The sequence below is a fragment of the Aureimonas sp. OT7 genome (genome assembly GCF_014844055.1).
GTDB lineage: Bacteria > Pseudomonadota > Alphaproteobacteria > Rhizobiales > Rhizobiaceae > Aureimonas > Aureimonas altamirensis_A.
In genome coordinates this window covers 824,972-844,363 of record NZ_CP062167.1, presented here as the reverse complement: position 1 = coordinate 844,363, position 19,392 = coordinate 824,972, and the positions used below count along the sequence as shown (strand labels likewise).

Annotated in this window: 21 protein-coding genes and 3 pseudogenes; 10 read left to right on the top strand and 14 right to left on the bottom strand. The window is 65.0% G+C overall.

The window, feature by feature from the left end:
- Nucleotides 1–78: 78 nt before the first annotated feature.
- The 3 genes and pseudogenes from IGS74_RS04030 to IGS74_RS20225 form a co-directional block, all read right to left on the bottom strand.
- The gene (locus tag IGS74_RS04030; protein ID WP_192389516.1) at nt 79–1,311 is read right to left on the bottom strand and encodes a type II toxin-antitoxin system HipA family toxin; all 1,233 of its coding nucleotides are present in this window, start codon (nt 1,309–1,311) and stop codon (nt 79–81) included.
- A complete protein-coding gene (locus IGS74_RS04025) occupies nt 1,311–1,688 on the bottom strand; it encodes a helix-turn-helix transcriptional regulator (protein ID WP_192389514.1) in 378 nt (125 codons plus the stop codon). Before IGS74_RS04025 ends, IGS74_RS04030 begins: the two co-directional genes overlap by 1 nt.
- 126 nt (nt 1,689–1,814) lie before the next feature.
- Nucleotides 1,815–2,138, bottom strand: a pseudogene (locus tag IGS74_RS20225) (hypothetical protein); the annotation flags it as partial.
- Between IGS74_RS20225 and IGS74_RS04020 the strand changes: the two are divergent.
- Nucleotides 2,065–2,733, top strand: a pseudogene (locus tag IGS74_RS04020) (toprim domain-containing protein); the annotation flags it as partial. The pseudogenes IGS74_RS20225 and IGS74_RS04020 overlap by 74 nt on opposite strands.
- A gap of 315 nt (nt 2,734–3,048) precedes the next feature.
- A complete protein-coding gene (locus IGS74_RS04015; protein WP_192389512.1) occupies nt 3,049–3,984 on the top strand; it encodes a DUF2493 domain-containing protein in 936 nt (311 codons plus the stop codon).
- Nucleotides 3,985–3,993: 9 nt separating this feature from the next.
- Here IGS74_RS04015 and IGS74_RS04010 read toward each other — a convergent pair whose 3' ends face one another.
- The gene (locus IGS74_RS04010; protein ID WP_192389510.1) at nt 3,994–4,554 is read right to left on the bottom strand and encodes a flavin reductase family protein; all 561 of its coding nucleotides are present in this window, start codon (nt 4,552–4,554) and stop codon (nt 3,994–3,996) included.
- A gap of 334 nt (nt 4,555–4,888) precedes the next feature.
- On the opposite strand from IGS74_RS04010, the gene IGS74_RS04005 reads away from it, so the two are divergent.
- Both IGS74_RS04005 and IGS74_RS04000 read left to right on the top strand, forming a co-directional pair.
- Complete coding sequence (locus IGS74_RS04005) at nt 4,889–5,056, top strand: hypothetical protein (protein ID WP_192389508.1); 168 nt, start codon at nt 4,889–4,891, stop codon at nt 5,054–5,056.
- A 139-nt stretch (nt 5,057–5,195) separates the two neighbouring features.
- Nucleotides 5,196–5,693 (top strand): hypothetical protein, encoded by a 498-nt coding sequence (locus IGS74_RS04000; RefSeq protein ID WP_246722901.1) that lies wholly within the window; start codon nt 5,196–5,198, stop codon nt 5,691–5,693.
- A 311-nt stretch (nt 5,694–6,004) separates the two neighbouring features.
- Here the strand turns inward: IGS74_RS04000 and IGS74_RS03995 are convergent, their stop codons facing one another.
- The gene (locus tag IGS74_RS03995) at nt 6,005–6,505 is read right to left on the bottom strand and encodes a MarR family winged helix-turn-helix transcriptional regulator (protein WP_192389506.1); all 501 of its coding nucleotides are present in this window, start codon (nt 6,503–6,505) and stop codon (nt 6,005–6,007) included.
- A 44-nt stretch (nt 6,506–6,549) separates the two neighbouring features.
- Between IGS74_RS03995 and IGS74_RS03990 the strand changes: the two genes are divergently transcribed.
- The 4 genes and pseudogenes from IGS74_RS03990 to IGS74_RS20220 form a co-directional block, all read left to right on the top strand.
- Nucleotides 6,550–8,064 carry an FAD-dependent oxidoreductase gene (locus IGS74_RS03990; RefSeq protein ID WP_192389504.1) on the top strand — a complete coding sequence of 505 codons (1,515 nt, stop codon included), beginning with the start codon at nt 6,550–6,552 and terminating at the stop codon, nt 8,062–8,064.
- Nucleotides 8,061–9,032, top strand: coding sequence for a zinc-binding alcohol dehydrogenase family protein (locus IGS74_RS03985; protein WP_192389502.1), 972 nt, complete (start codon nt 8,061–8,063; stop codon nt 9,030–9,032). Before IGS74_RS03990 ends, IGS74_RS03985 begins: the two co-directional genes overlap by 4 nt.
- Nucleotides 9,029–10,294: an MFS transporter gene (locus tag IGS74_RS03980; RefSeq protein ID WP_192389500.1), complete on the top strand. Its 1,266-nt coding sequence runs from the start codon at nt 9,029–9,031 to the stop codon at nt 10,292–10,294. The genes IGS74_RS03985 and IGS74_RS03980 overlap by 4 nt, the downstream gene beginning before the upstream one ends.
- 44 nt (nt 10,295–10,338) lie before the next feature.
- A pseudogene (locus tag IGS74_RS20220) lies at nt 10,339–10,647 on the top strand (zincin-like metallopeptidase domain-containing protein); the annotation flags it as partial.
- Here IGS74_RS20220 and IGS74_RS03975 read toward each other — a convergent pair.
- The gene (locus tag IGS74_RS03975; protein ID WP_348641893.1) at nt 10,633–10,953 is read right to left on the bottom strand and encodes a MarR family transcriptional regulator; all 321 of its coding nucleotides are present in this window, start codon (nt 10,951–10,953) and stop codon (nt 10,633–10,635) included. The pseudogene IGS74_RS20220 and the gene IGS74_RS03975 overlap by 15 nt on opposite strands.
- A 152-nt stretch (nt 10,954–11,105) precedes the next feature.
- On the opposite strand from IGS74_RS03975, the gene IGS74_RS03970 reads away from it, so the two are divergent.
- Nucleotides 11,106–11,537, top strand: coding sequence for a cupin domain-containing protein (locus IGS74_RS03970; RefSeq protein ID WP_192389498.1), 432 nt, complete (start codon nt 11,106–11,108; stop codon nt 11,535–11,537).
- Between the two features lie 474 nt (nt 11,538–12,011).
- On the opposite strand, the gene IGS74_RS03965 is transcribed toward IGS74_RS03970, so the two are convergent.
- Genes IGS74_RS03965 through IGS74_RS03935 form a run of 7 tightly spaced genes read right to left on the bottom strand, consistent with a single transcriptional unit; the run spans nt 12,012 to nt 17,781 of the window.
- Nucleotides 12,012–12,926, bottom strand: a complete 915-nt coding sequence (locus tag IGS74_RS03965) for an SDR family oxidoreductase (RefSeq protein ID WP_192389496.1) — start codon at nt 12,924–12,926, stop codon at nt 12,012–12,014.
- Nucleotides 12,927–12,940: 14 nt separating this feature from the next.
- Nucleotides 12,941–13,678: an SDR family oxidoreductase gene (locus tag IGS74_RS03960; RefSeq protein WP_192389494.1), complete on the bottom strand. Its 738-nt coding sequence runs from the start codon at nt 13,676–13,678 to the stop codon at nt 12,941–12,943.
- Between the two features lie 38 nt (nt 13,679–13,716).
- Entirely contained in the window at nt 13,717–14,232 is a 516-nt protein-coding gene (locus tag IGS74_RS03955) for a cupin domain-containing protein (RefSeq protein ID WP_192389492.1), read from the bottom strand.
- Nucleotides 14,229–15,116, bottom strand: coding sequence for an alpha/beta hydrolase (locus IGS74_RS03950; protein WP_192389490.1), 888 nt, complete (start codon nt 15,114–15,116; stop codon nt 14,229–14,231). Before IGS74_RS03950 ends, IGS74_RS03955 begins: the two co-directional genes overlap by 4 nt.
- Nucleotides 15,113–16,204 (bottom strand): alkene reductase, encoded by a 1,092-nt coding sequence (locus IGS74_RS03945; protein ID WP_192389488.1) that lies wholly within the window; start codon nt 16,202–16,204, stop codon nt 15,113–15,115. Before IGS74_RS03945 ends, IGS74_RS03950 begins: the two co-directional genes overlap by 4 nt.
- A 12-nt stretch (nt 16,205–16,216) precedes the next feature.
- Nucleotides 16,217–16,954, bottom strand: a complete 738-nt coding sequence (locus IGS74_RS03940) for an SDR family NAD(P)-dependent oxidoreductase (protein WP_192389486.1) — start codon at nt 16,952–16,954, stop codon at nt 16,217–16,219.
- Complete coding sequence (locus IGS74_RS03935; RefSeq protein ID WP_246722898.1) at nt 16,951–17,781, bottom strand: NmrA family NAD(P)-binding protein; 831 nt, start codon at nt 17,779–17,781, stop codon at nt 16,951–16,953. Before IGS74_RS03935 ends, IGS74_RS03940 begins: the two co-directional genes overlap by 4 nt.
- Before the next feature lie 122 nt (nt 17,782–17,903).
- On the opposite strand from IGS74_RS03935, the gene IGS74_RS03930 reads away from it, so the two are divergent.
- Entirely contained in the window at nt 17,904–18,821 is a 918-nt protein-coding gene (locus IGS74_RS03930) for a LysR family transcriptional regulator (RefSeq protein ID WP_192389482.1), read from the top strand.
- A 29-nt stretch (nt 18,822–18,850) separates the two neighbouring features.
- On the opposite strand, the gene IGS74_RS03925 is transcribed toward IGS74_RS03930, so the two are convergent.
- Nucleotides 18,851–19,390, bottom strand: coding sequence for a TetR/AcrR family transcriptional regulator (locus tag IGS74_RS03925; protein ID WP_246722896.1), 540 nt, complete (start codon nt 19,388–19,390; stop codon nt 18,851–18,853).
- Nucleotides 19,391–19,392 lie beyond the last annotated feature (2 nt).

Here is a 19,392-nt window from a genome sequence, read left to right as displayed (position 1 = left end):
GCACGTCACCACGAAGCCAACCATCAATCGGAACAATCATATTTGACACGCAATGGAAAATAACTTGTCATATATGAACTAAAGTCTTTGCGCGACCTCCATCTCAGCGCCAACGAAAGCAGCCTCATAGTCGCGGGCCAGCGCGCCAGAAACGCCAACCTGTCTGAAGGCTTCCCGCCATCCGTCCAAAATGCGCTGCGCCATGGTTCGGATGATCTCCCGTGCCTCGGCCTCGGGAATCTCGAAAAATGCGCAGGCCTCTAGAGCGAGGTTAACCGAGCGGTCATGGGGCCCGCCCTCGAGGATTGCCGTCTCGAGATGCGGGTTGCGATCCGGCGCCGGGTTCACGTCGAATACCGGCGACAAGCGCCACCGACCCGCCCCCACATAGAGGAAGCCGTGGTTCTTGAGATGATCATCCTTGTTGGACACGAGGATCGTAAAGATCAGACGCCGATAGAGTTCGCGGAAATCGTCAGAAGGATCGGGTGAATAAGCCCGCATGAAATCAACGATCTCCGTATAGGAACCCAGCTCCACCCCCGTCTTGCCGAGTGCGGTGCGCGCGGAGATGTAGGGAATCCGTGCGGCACCGCGTCTGTCGAATCGCTGGATCAGTGCAACTGGAAACGGCGTGTCCGCCAGTTCCAACCGTGTCTCGGGCGTGCGGATACCGCAGGCTGCCGCCAGGCGCAGCGTCGCGACCTCGACGCGCTCGATCGGCTGTTGATCGTGGACCGAGGTGAACTTTGCCAGCCACAGCGCATCGCCGTCCCTCACATTGGCTTTGGGACGGGCGCCGCCGGAGCCGCCGGCGCCGGCGAGCGCCTGCATATCCTCGGGTGAGATTTCCTTGCCTTGCTCATAGGCGCGCGCGATCGCCGTGATGGTTTCGAGGTCGACCAGACGCGGAACGGCATCCGCTGCCTTGCCGCGAATGGCCTCGCCATCGTCGTCCAGAAAGCGCAACGCGCCTTGCCGGCAGGTATCGTCGGAAAGCGTCAGATACTCAAACTCGCTGAGGCCATTGCCATAGGCGCGTTCGAGCAGCCTGCGCCCCCAACTGTCCGGAGCCGCATCGGCGAAAACACCGGCCAATGCGTCGCGCATGTTACCGGGCTGTCCCGAGGTGTGAAATGGGCCGGCATCGAGAGGGAAATCGGGCTGAATGGCGAAGGCGCGCGGATTCTCGATCCATTCGGCGCCATAGGCGAAGGTCGAGAATTGACGCGGCCCGGCATGGGTGAAACGCAACTGGCCCACCGATGTGCGGCCTTCGCCAAGCGCGACATGGGCAACGAAATCGGCCATCAGAAGGAAGCCCCGTCAGGGTCCACAACGTCTTGCCGACCCTGCGTCTCCTCCGCCTGAGCCTTCTGCTTTTTCAGCCTTGCCGCAAAGGAGCGGCCCCGGCGCGGTCCGTGCTCCGCTGCCAGCGCCAGCCCCAGATCGTCCTTTCGGATATCGATCAGGTCAGCGAGACGCTCCAGAAGTCCCAGCACAACGAGAACGTCGGCAAGCGTTCCGATGGCAACGCCCGGATCACCCCGTTCAAGGCGGGTGATGGAACTTGGCGAGGTTCCCGCACGCACGGCGAGATCCGCCACGGCAATACCACGCCGCAGCCGCGCGTTGCGGATATCCTGGCCCAACCGTTCCAGTGCTGGCTTCGTCTTGGGGGAACCCATCTCAATCATCCATATTTGACGTAATACGCCAATTTAATTGTCATATATGACGAGTTTTATTCAAGGTCAAGAATGCTTGTCCGTGCCCCCCGACCACAATCGCCTCGTTTTGGAAACCCCCTCCGTCAGGAGACGATCTGTGAAACGTACCAGCCGAATGGGCGTGCCTTCGGGTCTCGGGGTCCAGTCCTTCTGACCCACGGCGAGCCAAATTTTCCTCGGCAGTTGATCGGTCAGCCCGTGGAACGCCAGGGCCGAAACGAGGCAAACGACGCCCTTGGGAATCCGTTTGGCGGACTTTGCCAGACTGTGGTGAACGTCGAGCGGCGCATCGGAAAGTTGATAAAGTCCTCGTGCGAGCCGAAGCACCTCGCCGTCGCGTTCCATGTTCGCGATGGCGCAGCCGATTTCGGGCACGCTCGTAAAGACGTATCTGCGTACTCGCGGCATTACGGATTTGCACGGAATCGGAAGCCTGCGCTTCCATCCGCGCTGCTACTATCGGCCTGACGAGCACTCTCCGACCGAGACCTGGTCAGCAATGATCGCATCGGTCACCAATCTCGACGGGCATCAGACCGGCGCGCATCGCACATGGCTCGCCCCCGACGGATCGGACAAGGCCCCAATCGACACACCGAGACGGGCCATGGGCGATCTCCTGGGACACGCCGTTCGCTTCGGTGTGGCGGGCGACGTGATGGCGGCGGGCGAAGGCATCCAGACGATATTGTCGCTCAGGATGGCGCTGCCCAACATGCCGATGGCGGCGGCGCTTTCGGCGGCGCATATCTCGGCCATCCTATTCCCCGACACACTGCGACGGCTCTACATCGCCCGCGACAACGATGCGGCCGGTGACGGTGCGATGGCGACGTTGATCGAACGGGCGAACGCGGCCGGGATCGAGGCGGTCGTAGTGTCTCCAACCCTGGGCGACTTCAACGAGGATCTCCGCCTGGCAGGCCTGGACAGCCTCCGGGCAGCGGCACGGGTGCAGATCGCGCCAGAGGACGTCGCACGCTTCATGGCGCTGGCGGCATAGGCCGACAGGAGAATGCAGGCGGCGGGAGCGCCGTCGTCGGCATCGCTCGGATGATCCCCAGGTCGGAGAGAACCGCGACCCGGCCTTCGAGAGGGCGATCGGCCGGCGAACGGCCCGGACCCGCAATGCCTGCGGCGGACTATTTTCCGGCGCGGCCAACGGCCGCTTTCCATCGCGAAACAAAATAGCCCGCCTTCGTCATCCTCCGCTGTGCTCCGGCCCTCCGCTTCGCTGCGGATGCAGGTCCGGCCCGCCCGCCGGCTTTCGTCGCCATGAAGGCCGCGAGGGTCGCGGCCGAACCGACGGAGCATCCCCATGAGCGAGCACGACGACTACGAACCGCACCACGCCTCTTCTCCCACCGACCATGTTCTCAGCGAACTCCAGCTCTACGGCTACCGTCCCTTCACGGATGAACCCGATCCCCGGGCGCTTCCGGAGGGCGACCATGTCGCGGGCGCCATCGCCGACACCTTCGACGCCCTAATTGTTACCCTGGAGGACACCCGCCTCGAGCCCGACCTCCACGATCTCCTCTGGTCGACGGTCAACGTCTTCCATCGGGCCACCGAACGGATCGAGCGCGAGTTGGACGACAATGAACAGGCGCAGCGCCGCGGCCAGCGCGAACAGGACGGTAGCGAAGTGAAGGCCGTCGAGCTGGAGCGCCTTACGGCCGAGGGCCAGACCCTGATCGAACGCCGCGACGCCTTCGAGTTGATGCGCGACCAGGCCGCCGAGCACTATGAGCGCCACACCGGGTCGAACTGGCGACCGCGCAGCGGATCGATGGTCAACCATCGCAACCTCACCTCGGCGATGATCGACAGCCGGGACTTCCTCGCCGCCAAGAAGCGCGCCGACAACGAGGTGCTGCTCCCCGCCGGTCCGAAGATCGCCTTCACCGGCGGGCTCGACTTCAACGATCACCGCCTGATCTGGGCCAAGCTCGATCAGGTCCACGCCAAGCACCCCGACATGGTGCTGTTGCACGGCAAGTCGCCGAAGGGCGCCGAGAAGATCGCCGCCAAATGGGCCGACACCCGCAAAGTGCCACAGGTAGGCTTCGCCCCCGACTGGACGAAACATGCCAAGGCCGCGCCGTTCAAGCGCAACGATCAGATGCTCGACGTCCTGCCGATCGGGGTCATCGTCTTCCCCGGCACCGGCATTCAGGACAACCTCGCCGACAAGGCGAGGAAGCTCGGCATCCCGCTGTTCGACTTCCGCCCGAAGGGAGGCGGCGCGTAAGCGCCCCTCTCACAACATCTCCGGCCGGAATAGCGACCTTCGACTGATGACCTTGCCGGAGACCACGAACACGCCGTCGCCGGTATAGTGCAACGTCTCGGGATGTTTCGGCGATGCGGCGACGTGCGCCTTCACCACCTCGAAGATGAAGAAGTTGTACCTGTCGGCCAGCGCGTCGTCGTGAAGGCGGCATTCGAAGCTGGCGTGGCATTCGCCGATCAACGGCACATCGACCTCGCTCGCGTCTTGCGCGGTGAGGTTGAACTTGGCGATTTTGTCGATGTCGGCCCCCGACGTGTTGCCGATCCCGACCACGGTATCGGTCAGCGCCGTCGTCGGCAGGTTGATGACGCACTCGCGGCTCTCACGGATCATGCCGTGACTGTGATTGCCGCCGGAGATCATCAGGCCGACGAGTGACGGCGAGAACTCCAGAATCGTGTGCCAGCCGAGCGTCATGATGTTGGTCGCGCCCTGCCACTTCGACGACACCAGCACAATCGGGCCGGGCTCCAGATAGCGCCGCACCTGGCTGACGGGGAAATCGGTCTTCTCAGGCAGTTTCGGCATGGGCGTTCTCTTCGGCTGTTGCGGTTCCCATGACCATACCGGCCCATGTCGGCGGCATCACGACTGGCAGCATGGCGGTGATGCTTTGACGTGAAAGCATTGAACCGGCGTTTCCATCCTGGCTCCCGTCACGGCGGAAAACCATCTCCCGCTTCCAATGCGCTGATCCTTGGTCCAGCCGCTGGCCTGACGCCATCAACCCATCAAGGGTCGGCTATGCGAGCATGCCGCCGCTCCGGCTGCGCCTATGCGGTGATTGTGGCCATCGGCCGGACACATCGGGCGCCTGTCGCGCGGGAGATGGTTTCCCGCCTCCAAGACAGGAGCCGGTCACATGTCCCTCAATCAAGCTCACGCCTTCGCCTTCAGCCCCGCCACCACCCTCATGGTTTCCATCGTCATCTTCCAGGCCGGCGACGGCACCATGGGCGTCATGCCCGCCGGCGAATATGACGGCGATTTCGCCGCCATCGTTCACGAGGTCGATCCCTTCGCCCGCTGATCGCGGGCGAGGCGTCGCGATCGCTAGCGGAGATCCATGGGATTTCCGCTCCCGTCGCACCGTCTCTTCGGCTATACTGACGATGCGCCGTGGTGGTGGTGGCGCGACCGTCAGACCTTTTCTCACGGAGACCACCGCCATGATCTTCATCGGCATCCTCGCCAGCATCGCCGCGATCGGCGGCCTGTGCTGGATTCTATTTACACTGGCCATCTTCGCGCTGCCGTTTTTCGCGGGCGTCAGCGCCGGCACATGGGCCTATGGGACCGGCGCCGGCTGGCTCGGCGCGATCCTCGTCGGCCTCGCCGCCGTCGCGCTGACGCTCGGCGTCGGCCAGTTCCTGCTCGCCGTCATTCGTCCGCTCTGGATACGTATCGCAATCGCACTCGCCTTCATCGCACCGGCGGCGCTCGCCGGCTACCATGCGACCCATGGCATCGTGAAGCACCTCATGCCATCCGACGGCTGGCAGATCGCCTTCTCCGTCATTGGCACGGTCGCGGTCGGCGTCACCGCCTTCGTGCGGGTTGCGGGAATGGCGGCGGCATCAGGCCCTTCCGGCCGGGGCCCCGCCTCACCTGATTTCGGCGACGTGGTTTGCCGGTGCAGACCCAGTCTCGGGCACGGCGGTCCCTAGGTTGAACGGTGTCCAACGGCGGCCCGCAGTGTCCGTGCGTTACTGCAGGCGATGAGGTCTTTTGACCGATGAACTCGCGGTGCCCGCGTAACTGAGCAGGACCCAGAGGCGCGATGATGCGATACCGATGCATAGTTTACCGACTTGACCGCGGTCGATAGCAACTGCGTAACGAGCGTATTCATTTCCATTGTGATCTGACCCCGGCAGGAGCGGATTTTCCATCGAGAAGAGCCCCGTATTTCCACCACGTCTCACGCGGCGCGCGGGTAAAATGCTGACCTGCTCGCGATAGTCTCTTCCTATGTCCATCATTGTGTGCCCCCCGACGAACCTGGCACGTCCGCCTTTATGTCGTCCGCGAACTTGCGCATGAGCCGAACCAGGTCATCAATGTCTCGTTGATCCCAACTGGCAAAAATCGCGCGACCCATCCGTTCCCGCGCGCCATCGACCAGATCGGTCATCGCCTTGCCCTTCGGCGTGATGGTTGCTTCGCGGACCCGACGGTCCGCCGCACTGCCGTGGCGCTCGACCAGTCCCAGGCTTTCCAGCTTCGCGACCTGCCGGCTGACGGTGGTATAATCTCGACCGACGCGATCGGCCATCTCCACCACACCAATCGGCCCGAACCTCTCGATGCCGACCAGAAGCGGAAACAGCGCGCGGTCCAGCGAGATGCCGGCTTCCCGAACCATGCCCTCATCGCGCTGTGGTCGGTTCATGACGCTGACGATGTCGAGCAGCGCACCGTGAAGCTGGCGAAGCTGATCGCCAATATGTGTATTATGCACTTTCTTTGTTGACGTCATGCCGCTTCTCCCATTATGTGCATAATACACACATGGAGACGGAAATGACAGAGCAATTTGCGGCAGACGTGCTGATTTGCGGTGCGGGAGCGGCTGGCCTCACGCTGGCGATCGACCTGGCGCGCCGGGGCGTTTCCTTCCGGCTGATCGAGAAGATGGACGATCCGTTCCGCGGTTCGCGCGGCAAGGGCATTCAGCCGCGCAGCCAGGAGATTTTCGAGGATCTCGGTATTCTCGACCGGATCGTCGCGGTCGGCGGCATCTATCCGCAGCAGCGGGAATATCGCGCCGATGGCAGCTATACCGAATCGGACGTCGTGGAGCACCAGGAACCGACGCCCCCCGAGCCCTATCATCTCGCGCTGATGGTGCCGCAATTCCTGACCGAGGGCGTGATGCGCGAGCGGCTTCTCGAACTCGGGCACCGCCCGGAGTTCGGGTGCGAACTGGTCGGGTTCGAGCAGGATGAGAATGGTGTCACCGCACGCCTTGTGAGCAAGGCAGGCGAACAGAGCATCCGCGTACGCTATCTGATCGGCGCCGATGGCGGTCGAAGCTTCGTGCGTCACACCCTCGATATCGGCTTTCCCGGCAAGACGCTCGGCGTCCGCGCCATCGTTGCCGATGTCACGCTGACCGGCCTCGGTCGCGATGTCTGGCATCGTTTCGCCGAGAGCGACATGGAGCGGCAGATTTCGCTGTGCCCGCTGGCCGGGACAGAGATGTTCCAGATCCAGGGGCCGATCCCGCTGGAAGGTGAGGTCGATCTTACCGCCGAGGGACTGACCGCACTGGTCGCAGCCCGCACCGGCTGGAACGATATCGTCGTTCGTTCGGTATCCTGGGCGTCGGCTTTCACCATGAATGGCCGGCTTGCCGATCGCTATCGTGTGGGTCGGGTCTTCCTGATGGGCGACGCCGCCCATATCCATCCCCCCACCGGAGGTCAGGGGCTGAATACCAGCGTTCAGGACGCCTATAATCTCGGCTGGAAGCTTGCCGCAGTCGCAGCCGGCGCTCCCGATACGCTACTCGACAGCTACGAGGACGAACGCCGCCCGATCGCTGCCGCCATGCTGGGCCTTGCCACCAAACTTCTCGATGCCTTGAAGCGGGGCGAGATGCGGCGTGGCCGCGAGGTCCACCAGATCGACATCGGCTATCCTGAATCGGCGCTGGCGCTGGAGAAGCCGGAACGAAGCGGCGGCCTGCTTGCGGGCGACCGCGCGCCCGACGCGCCGATCCGCGGGGCGGCCGGCCAGCCGACACGCCTGTTCGAACTGATCAAGGGACCGCACTGGACGCTGCTCGGCTATGAGGTCGCGCGCGATCTCGTGCCGGCGCGCCCAGGGCTGCATATCCATAGCTTTGGTCCGCAAGGCGATCTCATCGATGACGGCGGTCATTTCCGCGAGGCCTATGCCCTGGCGCCGGGCGATTGGGTGCTTGTTCGCCCCGACGGCTATGTCGGCGCCATTGTTGCGTCCGGCGAGATCGAGGCGCTGCGGACGTATCTCAAAGACGTCGGACTCGGCCTCGTTGAAGGAGAGCGGTTATGAGGGCCGCAATCGTTCAGGGCGTCGGACAGGCGCCCATCTTTGGGGATTTCCAAGAGCCAGTGGCGGTTGCGGGAGAGCACCTCATTCGGGTGACGGCCTCGGCCATCAGCCAGAACGCCAGGAGGCGCGCTTCCGGCGCGCATTACGGTTCGTTCGATCAGTTCCCGTTCGTCGTCGGCATCGACGGCGTGGGGCGGCTTGATGACGGCAGCCGGGTCTATTTCGTGATGCCGCGCGCGCCCTTCGGCAGCATGGCGGAACGGACGGTGGTGGCGTCCGCTCGATGCCTGCGTTTGCCTGACGATCTCGATGATGCGACGGCCGCCGCCATCGCCAATCCCGGTATGTCGTCCTGGGCCGCATATGTGGAACGCGCCAGCCTCAGGCCTGGCGAGACGGTGCTGGTCAACGGCGCGACCGGCACGGCGGGGCGTCTCGCCGTCCAGATCGCCAAACATCTCGGTGCGAAGAAGGTCATCGCGACCGGCCGCAATATCGACGCGCTTGTCTCGCTCAAAGCTCTCGGCGCCGACGTCGTGATTGCGCTTGGCGAGGACGAGGCCGCGCTGGAGGCGAGTTTCAAGGAGCAGTTCGCGCAGGGGATCGATGTCGTCATCGACTATCTCTGGGGCAAGAGCGCCCAGTGCCTGCTCATCGCAGGCGCCAAGGCGGGTCGCGATGCCGTGCCGATCCGGTTTGTTCAGGTCGGCTCCGCCAGCGGCCAGGACATCACCCTGCCAAGCGCCGTGCTGCGCTCGTCCGCGATCGATCTCATGGGCAGCGGTATCGGCAGTATTCCTGTCGACCGTCTCGTCAAAGCCATCGAGGGCGTGCTGCAGGCGACCGTGCCCGGCGGCTTCAGGATTGCCTTCAAGCCTGCACCCCTTTGCGAATTCGAGAAGGCATGGCCGAACGACGATAGCGTGAACAGAACCGTGTTCACCGTGAACCAGCCGGGTGGAAGATGAGCGGCCAGGCGTATTCGTCCGATGCCGGCGAAGGCGCTGCGCCGCAACAGCTCGACTGGCGGCTGATGCTGCCGGTGTTCATCATCGTCAGCCTCGACGCCGCCAGCGCCGGCGCGATCCTGCCGATCCTGCCGTTCTTCCTCCGGGACCTGGGCGCCACGCCACTGGTCCTCGGTCTTGTCCTCGGCGCGGAGGCCCTGAGCCAGTTCGTCGCGGCCCCGCTTCTGGGACAGCTCTCCGACCGTTTCGGGCGCAAGAGGGTTTTGCTCGCAAGCCAGGCCGGAGCGCTGGTCAGCCTTTCTCTGCTTGCGCTGGCCGACAGCGTCGTGTTCGTGCTGCTGGCGCGGATCCTGCTGGGCCTGACCGCGGCGAACTTCGCGGCCGCGGCGGCCCACGCCGCCGACAACAGCAGCCCCGCTACGCGCCGGCAGGCCATCGGCGTCTTGAGCGCGGGGCTTGGCCTTGGCGGAATGATCGGCCCGAGCCTCTCGGGATATCTGTCGGATATCGCGCTGACGGTTCCGATCTGGGTCGCGTTGGGGTTGTCCGCATCCAGTATCATCGTCACCGGCATCTTTCTGAGGGGCAGCAACGCAGGCGGCCAGGGCCGCGCCGCAACCGGGCAGGACGAGGCAGTCACCGAAAGGCCTTCGTTCCGGCCCATCCTGACATCGCCAGTGATCCGTATCCTCCTGGCCGTCCTGCTGTGCCATTACTTCTCATACGGGCTGTTCAGCTCGGAGCTGGCCGTGTTTCTCGGCGACACCTTCCTCTGGAACGGCCACGCCTTCGGGCCGCGGGAACTTGGCTACATTCTCACCGCCGACGGCGCCATCAACATCGTCGTCCAGCTGCTCCTGCTGAAATGGCTTGGCAGCAGGTTCAGCGAACGCAACCTGATCGTCCTCGTGTTCTGCATCCTGTCGGCCGGCTATATCCTCGCCGGTGTTGCGACACAAATCCCGACACTTGCCCTGGCTGTCCTGTGCGTCAGCACCGGTGTGGCCTTGGCTCGTCCGACCTTTATCGCGGCCCTCTCCGTGCATGTGTCCCCCAGCCACCAGGGCGTGGTCATGGGATCTTTCCAATCGCTCGTCGCGGTGACCGACATCGTTACGCCGGCTATCGCGGGCTTCATCCTCGGGCAGAACCTCTACGGGGCGTGGATCGGCGCAGTCGTCGCGATCGCGATCACCGGAGCCGTCATCGCACGCACCCGCCTTCCGAAGGTCGATCCAGAAACAGGAGCTGCATTAAGTTAGCCTGAGTTTGAGCACAGCCTCCCCCTCAGCACGGCGCTGAGAGTCTGTCAGGTCGGTTCGGCTCGCCTGCCTGTCCGGCCCGGGAATGCTGCGTCGAGATAGTCAGCGAGCTTGTGCCATCCGCGCGCCGATCATGCCGCGTATATTGTCTCGTGGATCGAATTGCTGAGGGCGATCCCCGAGCCATCTTCACTGCCGCAAGCAAGGCGCAGCAAGTTGCCAACTGGATGCACGCGCAGCAGCTCCAGACAAGAAGTTGGCTTCATGACCAGCCTCACGTCAAGCGGCGGATGACCTGTATTCCGTCTGCTAATGAATCTCGTCTTTCGACAATAATTTCAAAACATCCATGAAGACCATGAAGCGATCGTCCCCGACCTCTCGCGCCCACTGCATCTGAGGTCGCCCAGAGACGCGTAGATGACGTCGGCCACGCTCTGCCCGCGCCCGGTCAAATAGACACGTCTTCGATCATTGCCGGGACCGGCGCGGCGCTCGAGGTATCCGAGCGCCTCCAACTGGCCGACAAGGTAATTGGTCGCCTGTCGCGAAATGTGGAGTTGGCGGGCGAGATCGGATGGTCGGACACCGTCCGGCAGGGGATAGGAGAAGACGGCAAGATGAGCGTCCTGGAGATCCGCAAAGCCATTATGCCGCACCGCATAAGCAATGTGGGCTCGAACTCGCCACCAGCACAAGCGCAGCAACGCGCCAATATAGGGTGGCCCAGGATGGTGGCTCGTCTTATTCACGTTGTAAAGCGCCTTTATGATCAGTATTGTAAAGGCGCTTTACAATAGGAAGAGGGTCAATGAAAGCGGCTGGTAGCGATGTCGTCCGGATCGGTAGCCTCGAACTGCGTTTTCTGGTCGACGAGACAGTCGGTTCCGGCAATCTGGTTATGTTCGAATTCTCGGTGCCACCAAGCGCCCGGGTGCCGGCTCCGCACTTTCACAAGGACGTTGACGAAGTTGTCTATGGCATCGAGGGCGTCACGACCACGACGCTTGACGGTCGCAAGCATGAACTCGGGCCAGGGCAGAGCCTGTTCGTCCCTCGCGGCAGTGTTCACACCCACGAGAACCTCCATGACGAGAAAGCGCGGTCGCTGATCGTCATGTCGCCGGGCTCGATCGGCCGGCGCTATTTCAAGGAGATCGCCAGCGAAGTGAACGTTCCCGGCACGCCCGACCTTTCCAAGGTCAAGGAGATCATGCTCAGGCACGGTCTTGTCCCTGCCTGACGGCATTGGCCATCATCCGCCATTCCTGACGAGACGGAAGCGGGCCAGCGTCGTCTGCTATTGTCGCTGGCGCGCGGTAGCAGCGCGCGGACCTGTACATGCTGGTGACGGCGCGGCACTGCCGGAGATCGATGAGAAGAGCGACGACGTCGAGAACGAGGAAGCGGCCCAGATTGCAGCCCAATGAGCTACCTCGCGTGGCGGCCCGGCCGCCGCGCATACCTTCCGTCACCCCGTCCTTTTCCGTTTCAGGCCTGACAAGCCCGATTTTCTCACCGCTTCTCCTGCCTGGCCGACGTCGGCTCGGCCGCCAACGTCGCGCGGGCCTTCGACATCTACACTGCGCTGACGGTCGAGAACGCTCGTCAGGAGCCGTCCGCCGAGCCGTTCGGCATCGGCCGCCTCGCGATGGGGAATCGTGCGGGGTCGGCTCTATCGCACCGATTTGTCGGCGCGGAGAGAGCGCTGTCCGGGTCATCCAGTCCCGCGTCCCTGAGAAATCTCCACATGCAGCAGTTCTGGAAAGCCGAGCCGGTGGAGAAACTGCTCACGCACCCGATCCATGACGGCAAAGGTCACGGCTGCGCCGTCGCTGGCCGGATCGATATGGACCCGCAAGGGGCGCTTGCCCGCCGGTGTGGCGACGATGTCCACCACTGCGCGGCCAACGGCACCAGGGTCGGCATCCTCCGGAACGGTGGCGGCGAGCGCTTGCTGTATGCGGTCTGCGAACCCGTCCGCCCACGCATCCGTATAGCCGGCGGCGACCGCCTCGTCGGCGGGATGGCCGGCGTTGGCGAAATGGTTGGTTCCCTTTGTAAAGGCGCCGGGCACGACGATCGACGTTTCGATGCCGAGCGGCGCCAGTTCCCTGGCGTAGCAGACGGCGAGCGCGTCCATCCCCGCCTTGGCGGCAAAATACGGACCGAGCAGCGGCGGGACGCCGCCGGCGACGCTGCTGCTGGAAATCCAGACGAGCAACCCGGAACCGGCTTGGCGCATATGCGGCAGCACGGCGCGGTTGACCCGCTGCGTGCCTAATACGTTGACGTCGTAGAGCTGCGCGAGCTGGTCCGGCGTGAACGCCTCCAACGGCCCATAAACCATGTGGCCGGCATTCTGGACAAGGATGTCGAGGCGGCCGTGCTCGGCGATGATCGCCTCCACTGCGGCGGCAATCGAGGCTTCGTCCTGCACGTCCAGCTCGATCGAGCGCAGGTCGACGCCTTGGCTCTGCGCGAAGGATGCGTTGTCCTTCACCTTGTCGGCGTTCTTGGCCGTCGTGCCGCGCATGGAGGCATAGGCGGTGTGGCCGGCTTCGGCCAGGTCGCGAGCGATCATCTGACCGAAGCCGCTGGATGCGCCGGTGACGAGTGCGATGAGGCTCATGGCTTTTCTCCTTGTCAGACCACGCCGCCATTGGCGCGGATCACCTGGCCGGTGACCCAGTGGCTGTCGGGGCCGAGCAGCATGGCGACGGCGGCGGCAATGTCCGCGGGATCGGCCAGCCGGCCCATCGGGATCATCTTCGTGACCGCCGCCACCTGCTCATCGGTCTTGTCGTCGAGGAACAATTTCGTCGCCACCGGCCCCGGCGCGATGGCGTTGACGGTGATGTTCCTAGGTCCCAGTTCCTTCGCCAGGATGTGGGTCATCGCCTCCACGCCCGCCTTGGTGGCGGCATAGGCGGCGTAGGTCGGCTGGTAGAGGCCGACCACGCTGGACGAGAAGCTGACGATGCGGCCGCCGCCGCGAATCCGGCGCGCGCCCTCGCGCAGGCAATTGAACACGCCCTTCAGGTTGACGGCCAGATGCCGGTCGAACAGCGCGTCGTCGGTTTCGACGAGCGGGGCGAGCTTCATGATGCCGGCATTGTTGACCAGCGCATCAATACTGCCGAACGCCTGCTCGCTGCGGTCGAACAGGGTGGCGACGGCGGCGGGGTCGCTCACGTCCGCCTTGACGGCGATGGCCTGACCGCCGGCCGAACCGATCTTATCGACGAGCGCCTGCGCCGGCGCCTCACTGCCCGAATAGTTGACGGTTACCGCCCACCCGTCGGCGGCGAGCCGCTCGGCGATGGCGGCGCCGATGCCGCCGGACGATCCGGTGATGATTGCACAACGTGTCGTATCTGTCATGACAGTCTCCTTGTTTGAGATAGCGGCATTCTCGCCATTCACTCGCCCGGCGGCAGTAATTCCGTCCGGTATTGCGGCGCCAGTTCCTTCGCCTTGGCCATGAAAGCCTTCTGCTCATCCTCGCTCATCGCCGGAGCGGGTGCGGTGCGGCTCGCGACCGGGGTGCCAACCTCAAGAAAGAACTCGTCCTGGCCGGCGGGCGTGCACAGGCACAGCATCCGCGCGGGCGCGCCGGAGACGTTCTTGAACCCATGTGGCGCATTGGCCGGAATGTTGACCGTGCTGCCCGCCTTCGCGGCGTGCTTGTCGCCACGAAAAGTCACCTCGATTTCGCCTTCGAGGATGGTGAACATCTCCTCGAAATCATGCCGGTGCGGCGCCGGACCGCCGTCATCGGGCACCAGCATGTCGATCAGGCAATAGCGCCCGCCGGTGTGCTTGCCGGACACCAGGATCGTATAGGTGTCGCCGACCACGGCAACGTGCGGCAGCGCCGGATCGTCCGGATCGGCGATCGTCAGCCGGCGGATGGGATCGTCTTCGGGTATGGTCATCGGTCAGTCTCCTTGTCGGTTGCCGAGAAAAAGCGGGCGAGCGCCGCAGCGGTGTCGGCGGGGTTCTCCTCCGCCAGCCAGTGCCCGGCCGCGGGGATGATCGCGGTGGAAAGATCGGTGGCGACCGGGCGCCAGAGCTGTTCGAGCATCGGCCCCGCATGGGAGGCACCGCCGACCGCCAGCACTGGCATGGCGAGCGGCCGATCCTTGAGCGGCGCATTGTCCTCGCCGTCCTGAAAGATCGCCGCATAATATTGCGCACCGGCCCGCAACGCGCCCGGCCGCGACAGCGCGCGGACATAGTGGTCGAGATCGTCCGCATCGACCGTGCCGTTGCCGCCATGGCCTTCATGGCCGAAGAACCAGTTCAGCAACTCGCGCTCGCGCCCGGTGAACAGCCACGCGGCGACATCCGGGGCCGCAAACACTGAGAAATGCCAGTTGGAATCGGCGTTCCAGCCCTTGCTTGGCGCCATCGCCTGTTCGAGCCCGAAGCCGGCGGCGACGAACTCCATCACCGCCAGCCGCTCGGCGCGCTCGGGATAGTCGCGCGCGAAAGCGACCGCGACGCCGGCGCCGAGGTCGTATCCAGCCACGCAGGCGCGCTCATGCCCCAGCGCATCGAGCATGGCGGCGATATCGCGCGCCATGTCGGTATTGGTGAAACCGCGCTCGGGCAGCGTCGAGGCGCCCATGCCGCGCTGGTCGGGGGCGATCACCGTGAAGCGCTCGGCAAGAACGGGTGCGATCCGCCGCCACATCGGCGAATGCTGGGGAAAGCCGTGCAGCAGCACGACGGGCGGTCCGCTGCCGCCGACGCGGACCGCGAGCGTTGCCTCGCCGGTGTCGATCCGCTCGACCCTGAAGTCGCGCCATTCCGTCATGCGGCGGCCTCGGCCCGGGCCGGATAGTCGGTATAGCCCTTGGGGCCGACGCCGTAGAAGGTCGAGGGATCGGGCTTGTTGAAATCCCGATCGTGTGCGGCGAAGCGCGCGACGAGATCGGGATTGGAGATGAACAGGGATCCGTAGGCGACGGCATCGACCTCGCCGGACGAAACCGCTTCCATCCCCTTGGCCTCGTCGAAGCCGGTATTGGCGATGAACGGCAGCGAGGTCATCGGCCGGAAGGTCTTCGCGACCTGCGGGATCGCGACACCCTTCTCCAGGTCCTTCTTGTTGGGCTCCAGCATGGTCAGATAGCCGACCTTTCGCCGGTCGAGCTCGCGCACGACATAGCCGAAGGTAGCGAGCGGGTCGCTGTCGCCCATGCCGTAGAGCGAGATCGACGGGCCGAGGCGAATGCCGACCCGCTCCATCGACCAGGCCGCCGCCATCGCGTCGATCGTCCCCAGCATCAGCCGCGCCCGGTTCTCGGCCGAGCCGCCCCAGGCGTCGGTGCGCTTGTTGCTGACATCCTGGAGGAACTGGTCGTGCAGATAGCCATTGGCGCCGTGCAGTTCGACGCCGTCGAACCCCGCCTCGCGCGCGTTGCGGGTCGCGGTGACGAAGTCCGCGACGATCGCCGGGATCTCGTCGGCGCTCAGTTCACGCGGCACCGGGAAATCGGCTTCGTGATCCGGGAACTTGAACTTGCCCTCGGCCGGCAGCGGCGACGGCGCGACCGGCAGTTCGCCGCCGCGCATGTCGGGATGGGCGACGCGGCCGCAATGCCAAAGCTGGCAGTAGATGCGTCCGCCGGCGGCATGGACCGCGTCCGTGACGATCCGCCAGCCCTCGACCTGGTCCTGCCGCCAGATGCCGGGGCCGTTGATGACGCCCTTGCCCTGTTCGGACACGGCGGTGCAATCGGTGACGATCAGCCCGGCCTCGACGCGCTGCGCGAAATACTCCGCCATCAGCGGCGTCGGCACGTTGTCCGGCGTGGCGCGGGTACGGGTCATCGCCGACATCCAGATGCGGTTGCGGAGGGAAAGGCCGTGGAGGTCCATCGGGGTGAACAGGTCTGTCATGTCGATTTCCTTTCAGCTCATGTGGTGGCCACCATCGACGACGAGCGTCTGGCCGGTGACGAAGTCGGAATCGGGAGAGGCGAAGAAGAGCACCGGGCCGACGAGGTCGGCGGGCTTCTCCTCGCGCTTGATCGCGCGCTTCTCGATCTGCGCCGCCTGGACGTCCTTGGGCAGCGTCTTGGCGGCGTTCGGCGTGATGGTGACGCCCGGCGCCACCAGATTGACGGTGATGCCCTCGTCGCCGAACTCGCGGGCGAGGCTGCGGGTCAACCCGATCACGCCGGCCTTGGCCGAGACGTAATGCGCCTGGCCGGGCACACCTTCGTTGACCGAAGCCGAGCCTATATTGACGATCCGGCCCCAGCCGCGCCCGGTCATCAGCGGCAGCATCGCCCGGCACATCAAGGCCGTGCCGGTGAGATTGATGTCGATGATTTTGCGCCAGTCCTCGGCGCTCATCTCCAGAAAAGGCTGGACGGGAAAGAAGCCCGCGACGTTGACCAGCACGTCGACGCGGCCAGTTTTTTCCTGAGCGAGTTCGGCCAGACGCGCGCCGTCGCCCTCGTCGGTGATGTCGGCCTTCTGAACATGCAGCTGTTCATTTGCCAACTCGTCGGCGAGCTTGCGGAGCGCTTCGTCGCTGGTGTCGGTGGCGATCACGGTGTCGTCATTGGCGAGGAAGCGGTGCACGCATTCCTTGCCGATGCCGCCCGCCGCCCCGGTGACGACGATGGTTCTGCCGGTCTTCATGGCTGTTTCTCCTTCTGGGATTGCGCCAGTTCCTCGAAGAAGGCGCGCAAGCGTCGCGGCTCGCGGCCGAGAATGGCGCGCAAGCTCAGCGGATTGCCCCTGAGCCCGGCATGGTCGTAATGCGCGAACATCGGCCGCATCGGGTCGGCCTCGGGGCCGAGCGTCGCGGGATCGATCCGCGCCGCCCTGATCTCCCGGCCGAGCACGTCGCCGATCAGGCCGGCGACATCGTGCCGGTTCAGCCAACCTTCGGCGCAGAGCTCGAAGGTGCCGTAGAGCAGCCGGTCCTCTGTCAGCGCGATCGCCGCGACCTCCGCCACGTCGCGATAGTCGACCCGGCTGAAGCGGGTGTCGCAGGACCAAGGCTCGGCCAGCGTGCCGCTCTTCACCACCGTGTCCCAGGACGCCTGGTAGTTCTGGAAATACAGCGCCGGGTGCAGGAAGGTATAGTCAAGCCCGCTGTCGAGGATCGCCTCCTCGACCGGCGCCTTGGCCGCGTGGTTGACCAGGCTGCTGATCACCGGGTGGATCACCGACGAGAACACGATCCGCCGGACGCCGGCATCGACCGCAGCCGCCACGAAGCGTTTGCCGATCCCGGCCTCATCGGGGATGAAGGCCGGAGCGATATAGAAAGCGGCGTCGATGCCGCTCAACCCGGCGGCGATGCTCCGGGCGTCGGTCAGATCGCCGATGGCGATCTCGGCAGCGCCAGCCCGTCGCGCCGCTTCACCTTCCGCCTCCTGGCGAACAAGTGCCCGCACGGTCGCGCCGCGCGAGGCGAGCGCCGGAATGACGTGGCCGGCAAACTTGCCAGCGGCGCCCACCGCAAGGACGCGGGGCGCGTTGTTGTGATTGTTGCTATCCATGCCGACCTAACGCGCGAGCGGCCGAGAGGAACGGTCCAGCACATGGACACATTGTGCATGTGCTGGCACAATCGGGAGTGATGATCGATCTCAACGACCTGCGCGTGTTCGAGTGCGTCGCTCGGCTGAATAGTTTCTCGGATGCGGCGCGGACGCTCAACCTGCCGCGCTCCAGTGTCAGCCGCTCCGTCGCGCGGCTGGAGGAGGCGGTGCGCATCCGTCTGCTCCAGCGCACCACCCGAGAGGTTCGCCTGACGCCGGCCGGTCAGGCGCTGCTCGATCGCTGCGCCGCGCTGCTCGCCGGTCTCGACGACGCGCTGACCTTCACCGCAAGCCTCGCCGGCACGCCGCGCGGGCGGTTGACCATCAGTGCCGGCATCGGCTTCGGCATCAACGTGCTAGGCAAACAGTTGCCCGGTTTCCTCGAGCGCTATCCCGACGTCGACATCCGGCTCGACCTGTCGAGCCGAGAGGCGGAACTGGTCGCCGACGGGGTCGACGTGGCGATCCGCATGGGGCCGCTTAGCGACTCCGCGCTGGTCGCGACGCGGCTGGGAACGATGACCCGCTATATGTGCGCCTCCGCCGCCTATCTTGACCGGCGCGGCACGCCGACCACGCCGGAAGCCTTGCTGGAGCATGACCTGCTCGACATGCCGACGGGAAGCGGCCACGCGCGGCCCTGGACACTGACGTGCGGCGACGAGGTCGTGCGCCTCGACGTCGCCCCGCGCGTGCTGGTCAACGATGCGCTGACGATCAATCGGCTGGTCTGCGAAAATGCCGGGATCGGCGTCATCTCGGCTTATCTGTGCGGGCCCGACATCAAGGCCGGCAGCCTGATCCGGCTGCTGCCGGACTGGACGCTGCCCGCGGTCGACGTCAGCCTGGTGTTTCCGACCAGCCGCGAACTGTCGCCCGCGGTGCGCGCCTTCGTCGACTTCATGAAGAAGGCCAACACCGGCAACGAGGGATGGAAGGCCGATCCCTTGGCCTGACAGTGTCCCTTCCAGCGCGGTCGACTCCCTCAAGCCGTTTCAAGATAGCCGAAGACAGCCCGCCGGACGCGGCGCGTCAAACCGAATGTGTCCTGCTCTCCCTCCGCGCCGGCGCCGTTCACCATCCCCTTGACGATCGCCAGCACGTCACGCGCGGCCGCTTGAGGATCCGTTTGCGGGCGAACATCCTCGCGCGCCAGAAGCTCGCCGAGCAGACGCCTGAAGCGATCGTCGAGGCTGCGGACGCTCGCGTCGAACGGCAGACGCGCCTCCTCGAAATCCAGAAGGCGCGCGAGGCCGGGTCGGCGGAACTGATGCGCCACGGCCGCGGCGATCAGGCGCTCCAGGGCGTCCTTGCCGGATGGCACGGAGGCCGCGGCCTCCGCCGCTTCAAACAGGCGATCACCTTCCCGAGCGACGAGAGCGCCGATCAGCGCGTCCTTGTCGGGAAAGTATTGATAAAGCGATCCGATGCTGACCCCGGCGCGCCGGGCGACCGCATTGGTCGAGAACCCATGGTGTCCGGCGTCCTCCAGAATGCGAGCGGTCGCCTCGACGATGGTGGCCACCG

Excerpts from the sequence above, each read along its gene's own strand:
- IGS74_RS03995 (WP_192389506.1), bottom strand. The coding sequence starts at position 6,505 with ATGACGTCAACAAAGAAAGTGCATAATACACATATTGGCGATCAGCTT.
- IGS74_RS04030 (WP_192389516.1), bottom strand. The coding sequence starts at position 1,311 with ATGGCCGATTTCGTTGCCCATGTCGCGCTTGGCGAAGGCCGCACATCG.
- IGS74_RS04010 (WP_192389510.1), bottom strand. The coding sequence starts at position 4,554 with ATGCCGAAACTGCCTGAGAAGACCGATTTCCCCGTCAGCCAGGTGCGG.
- IGS74_RS03960 (WP_192389494.1), bottom strand. The coding sequence starts at position 13,678 with ATGACAGATACGACACGTTGTGCAATCATCACCGGATCGTCCGGCGGC.
- IGS74_RS04025 (WP_192389514.1), bottom strand. The coding sequence starts at position 1,688 with ATGGGTTCCCCCAAGACGAAGCCAGCACTGGAACGGTTGGGCCAGGAT.
- IGS74_RS03950 (WP_192389490.1), bottom strand. The coding sequence starts at position 15,116 with ATGACGGAATGGCGCGACTTCAGGGTCGAGCGGATCGACACCGGCGAG.
- IGS74_RS03990 (WP_192389504.1), top strand. The coding sequence starts at position 6,550 with ATGACAGAGCAATTTGCGGCAGACGTGCTGATTTGCGGTGCGGGAGCG.
- IGS74_RS03940 (WP_192389486.1), bottom strand. The coding sequence starts at position 16,954 with ATGAAGACCGGCAGAACCATCGTCGTCACCGGGGCGGCGGGCGGCATC.
- IGS74_RS03955 (WP_192389492.1), bottom strand. The coding sequence starts at position 14,232 with ATGACCATACCCGAAGACGATCCCATCCGCCGGCTGACGATCGCCGAT.
- IGS74_RS03945 (WP_192389488.1), bottom strand. The coding sequence starts at position 16,204 with ATGACAGACCTGTTCACCCCGATGGACCTCCACGGCCTTTCCCTCCGC.
- IGS74_RS04015 (WP_192389512.1), top strand. The coding sequence starts at position 3,049 with ATGAGCGAGCACGACGACTACGAACCGCACCACGCCTCTTCTCCCACC.
- IGS74_RS03980 (WP_192389500.1), top strand. The coding sequence starts at position 9,029 with ATGAGCGGCCAGGCGTATTCGTCCGATGCCGGCGAAGGCGCTGCGCCG.
- IGS74_RS03970 (WP_192389498.1), top strand. The coding sequence starts at position 11,106 with ATGAAAGCGGCTGGTAGCGATGTCGTCCGGATCGGTAGCCTCGAACTG.
- IGS74_RS03965 (WP_192389496.1), bottom strand. The coding sequence starts at position 12,926 with ATGAGCCTCATCGCACTCGTCACCGGCGCATCCAGCGGCTTCGGTCAG.
- IGS74_RS04005 (WP_192389508.1), top strand. The coding sequence starts at position 4,889 with ATGTCCCTCAATCAAGCTCACGCCTTCGCCTTCAGCCCCGCCACCACC.
- IGS74_RS03985 (WP_192389502.1), top strand. The coding sequence starts at position 8,061 with ATGAGGGCCGCAATCGTTCAGGGCGTCGGACAGGCGCCCATCTTTGGG.
- IGS74_RS03930 (WP_192389482.1), top strand. The coding sequence starts at position 17,904 with ATGATCGATCTCAACGACCTGCGCGTGTTCGAGTGCGTCGCTCGGCTG.
- IGS74_RS04000 (WP_246722901.1), top strand. The coding sequence starts at position 5,196 with ATGATCTTCATCGGCATCCTCGCCAGCATCGCCGCGATCGGCGGCCTG.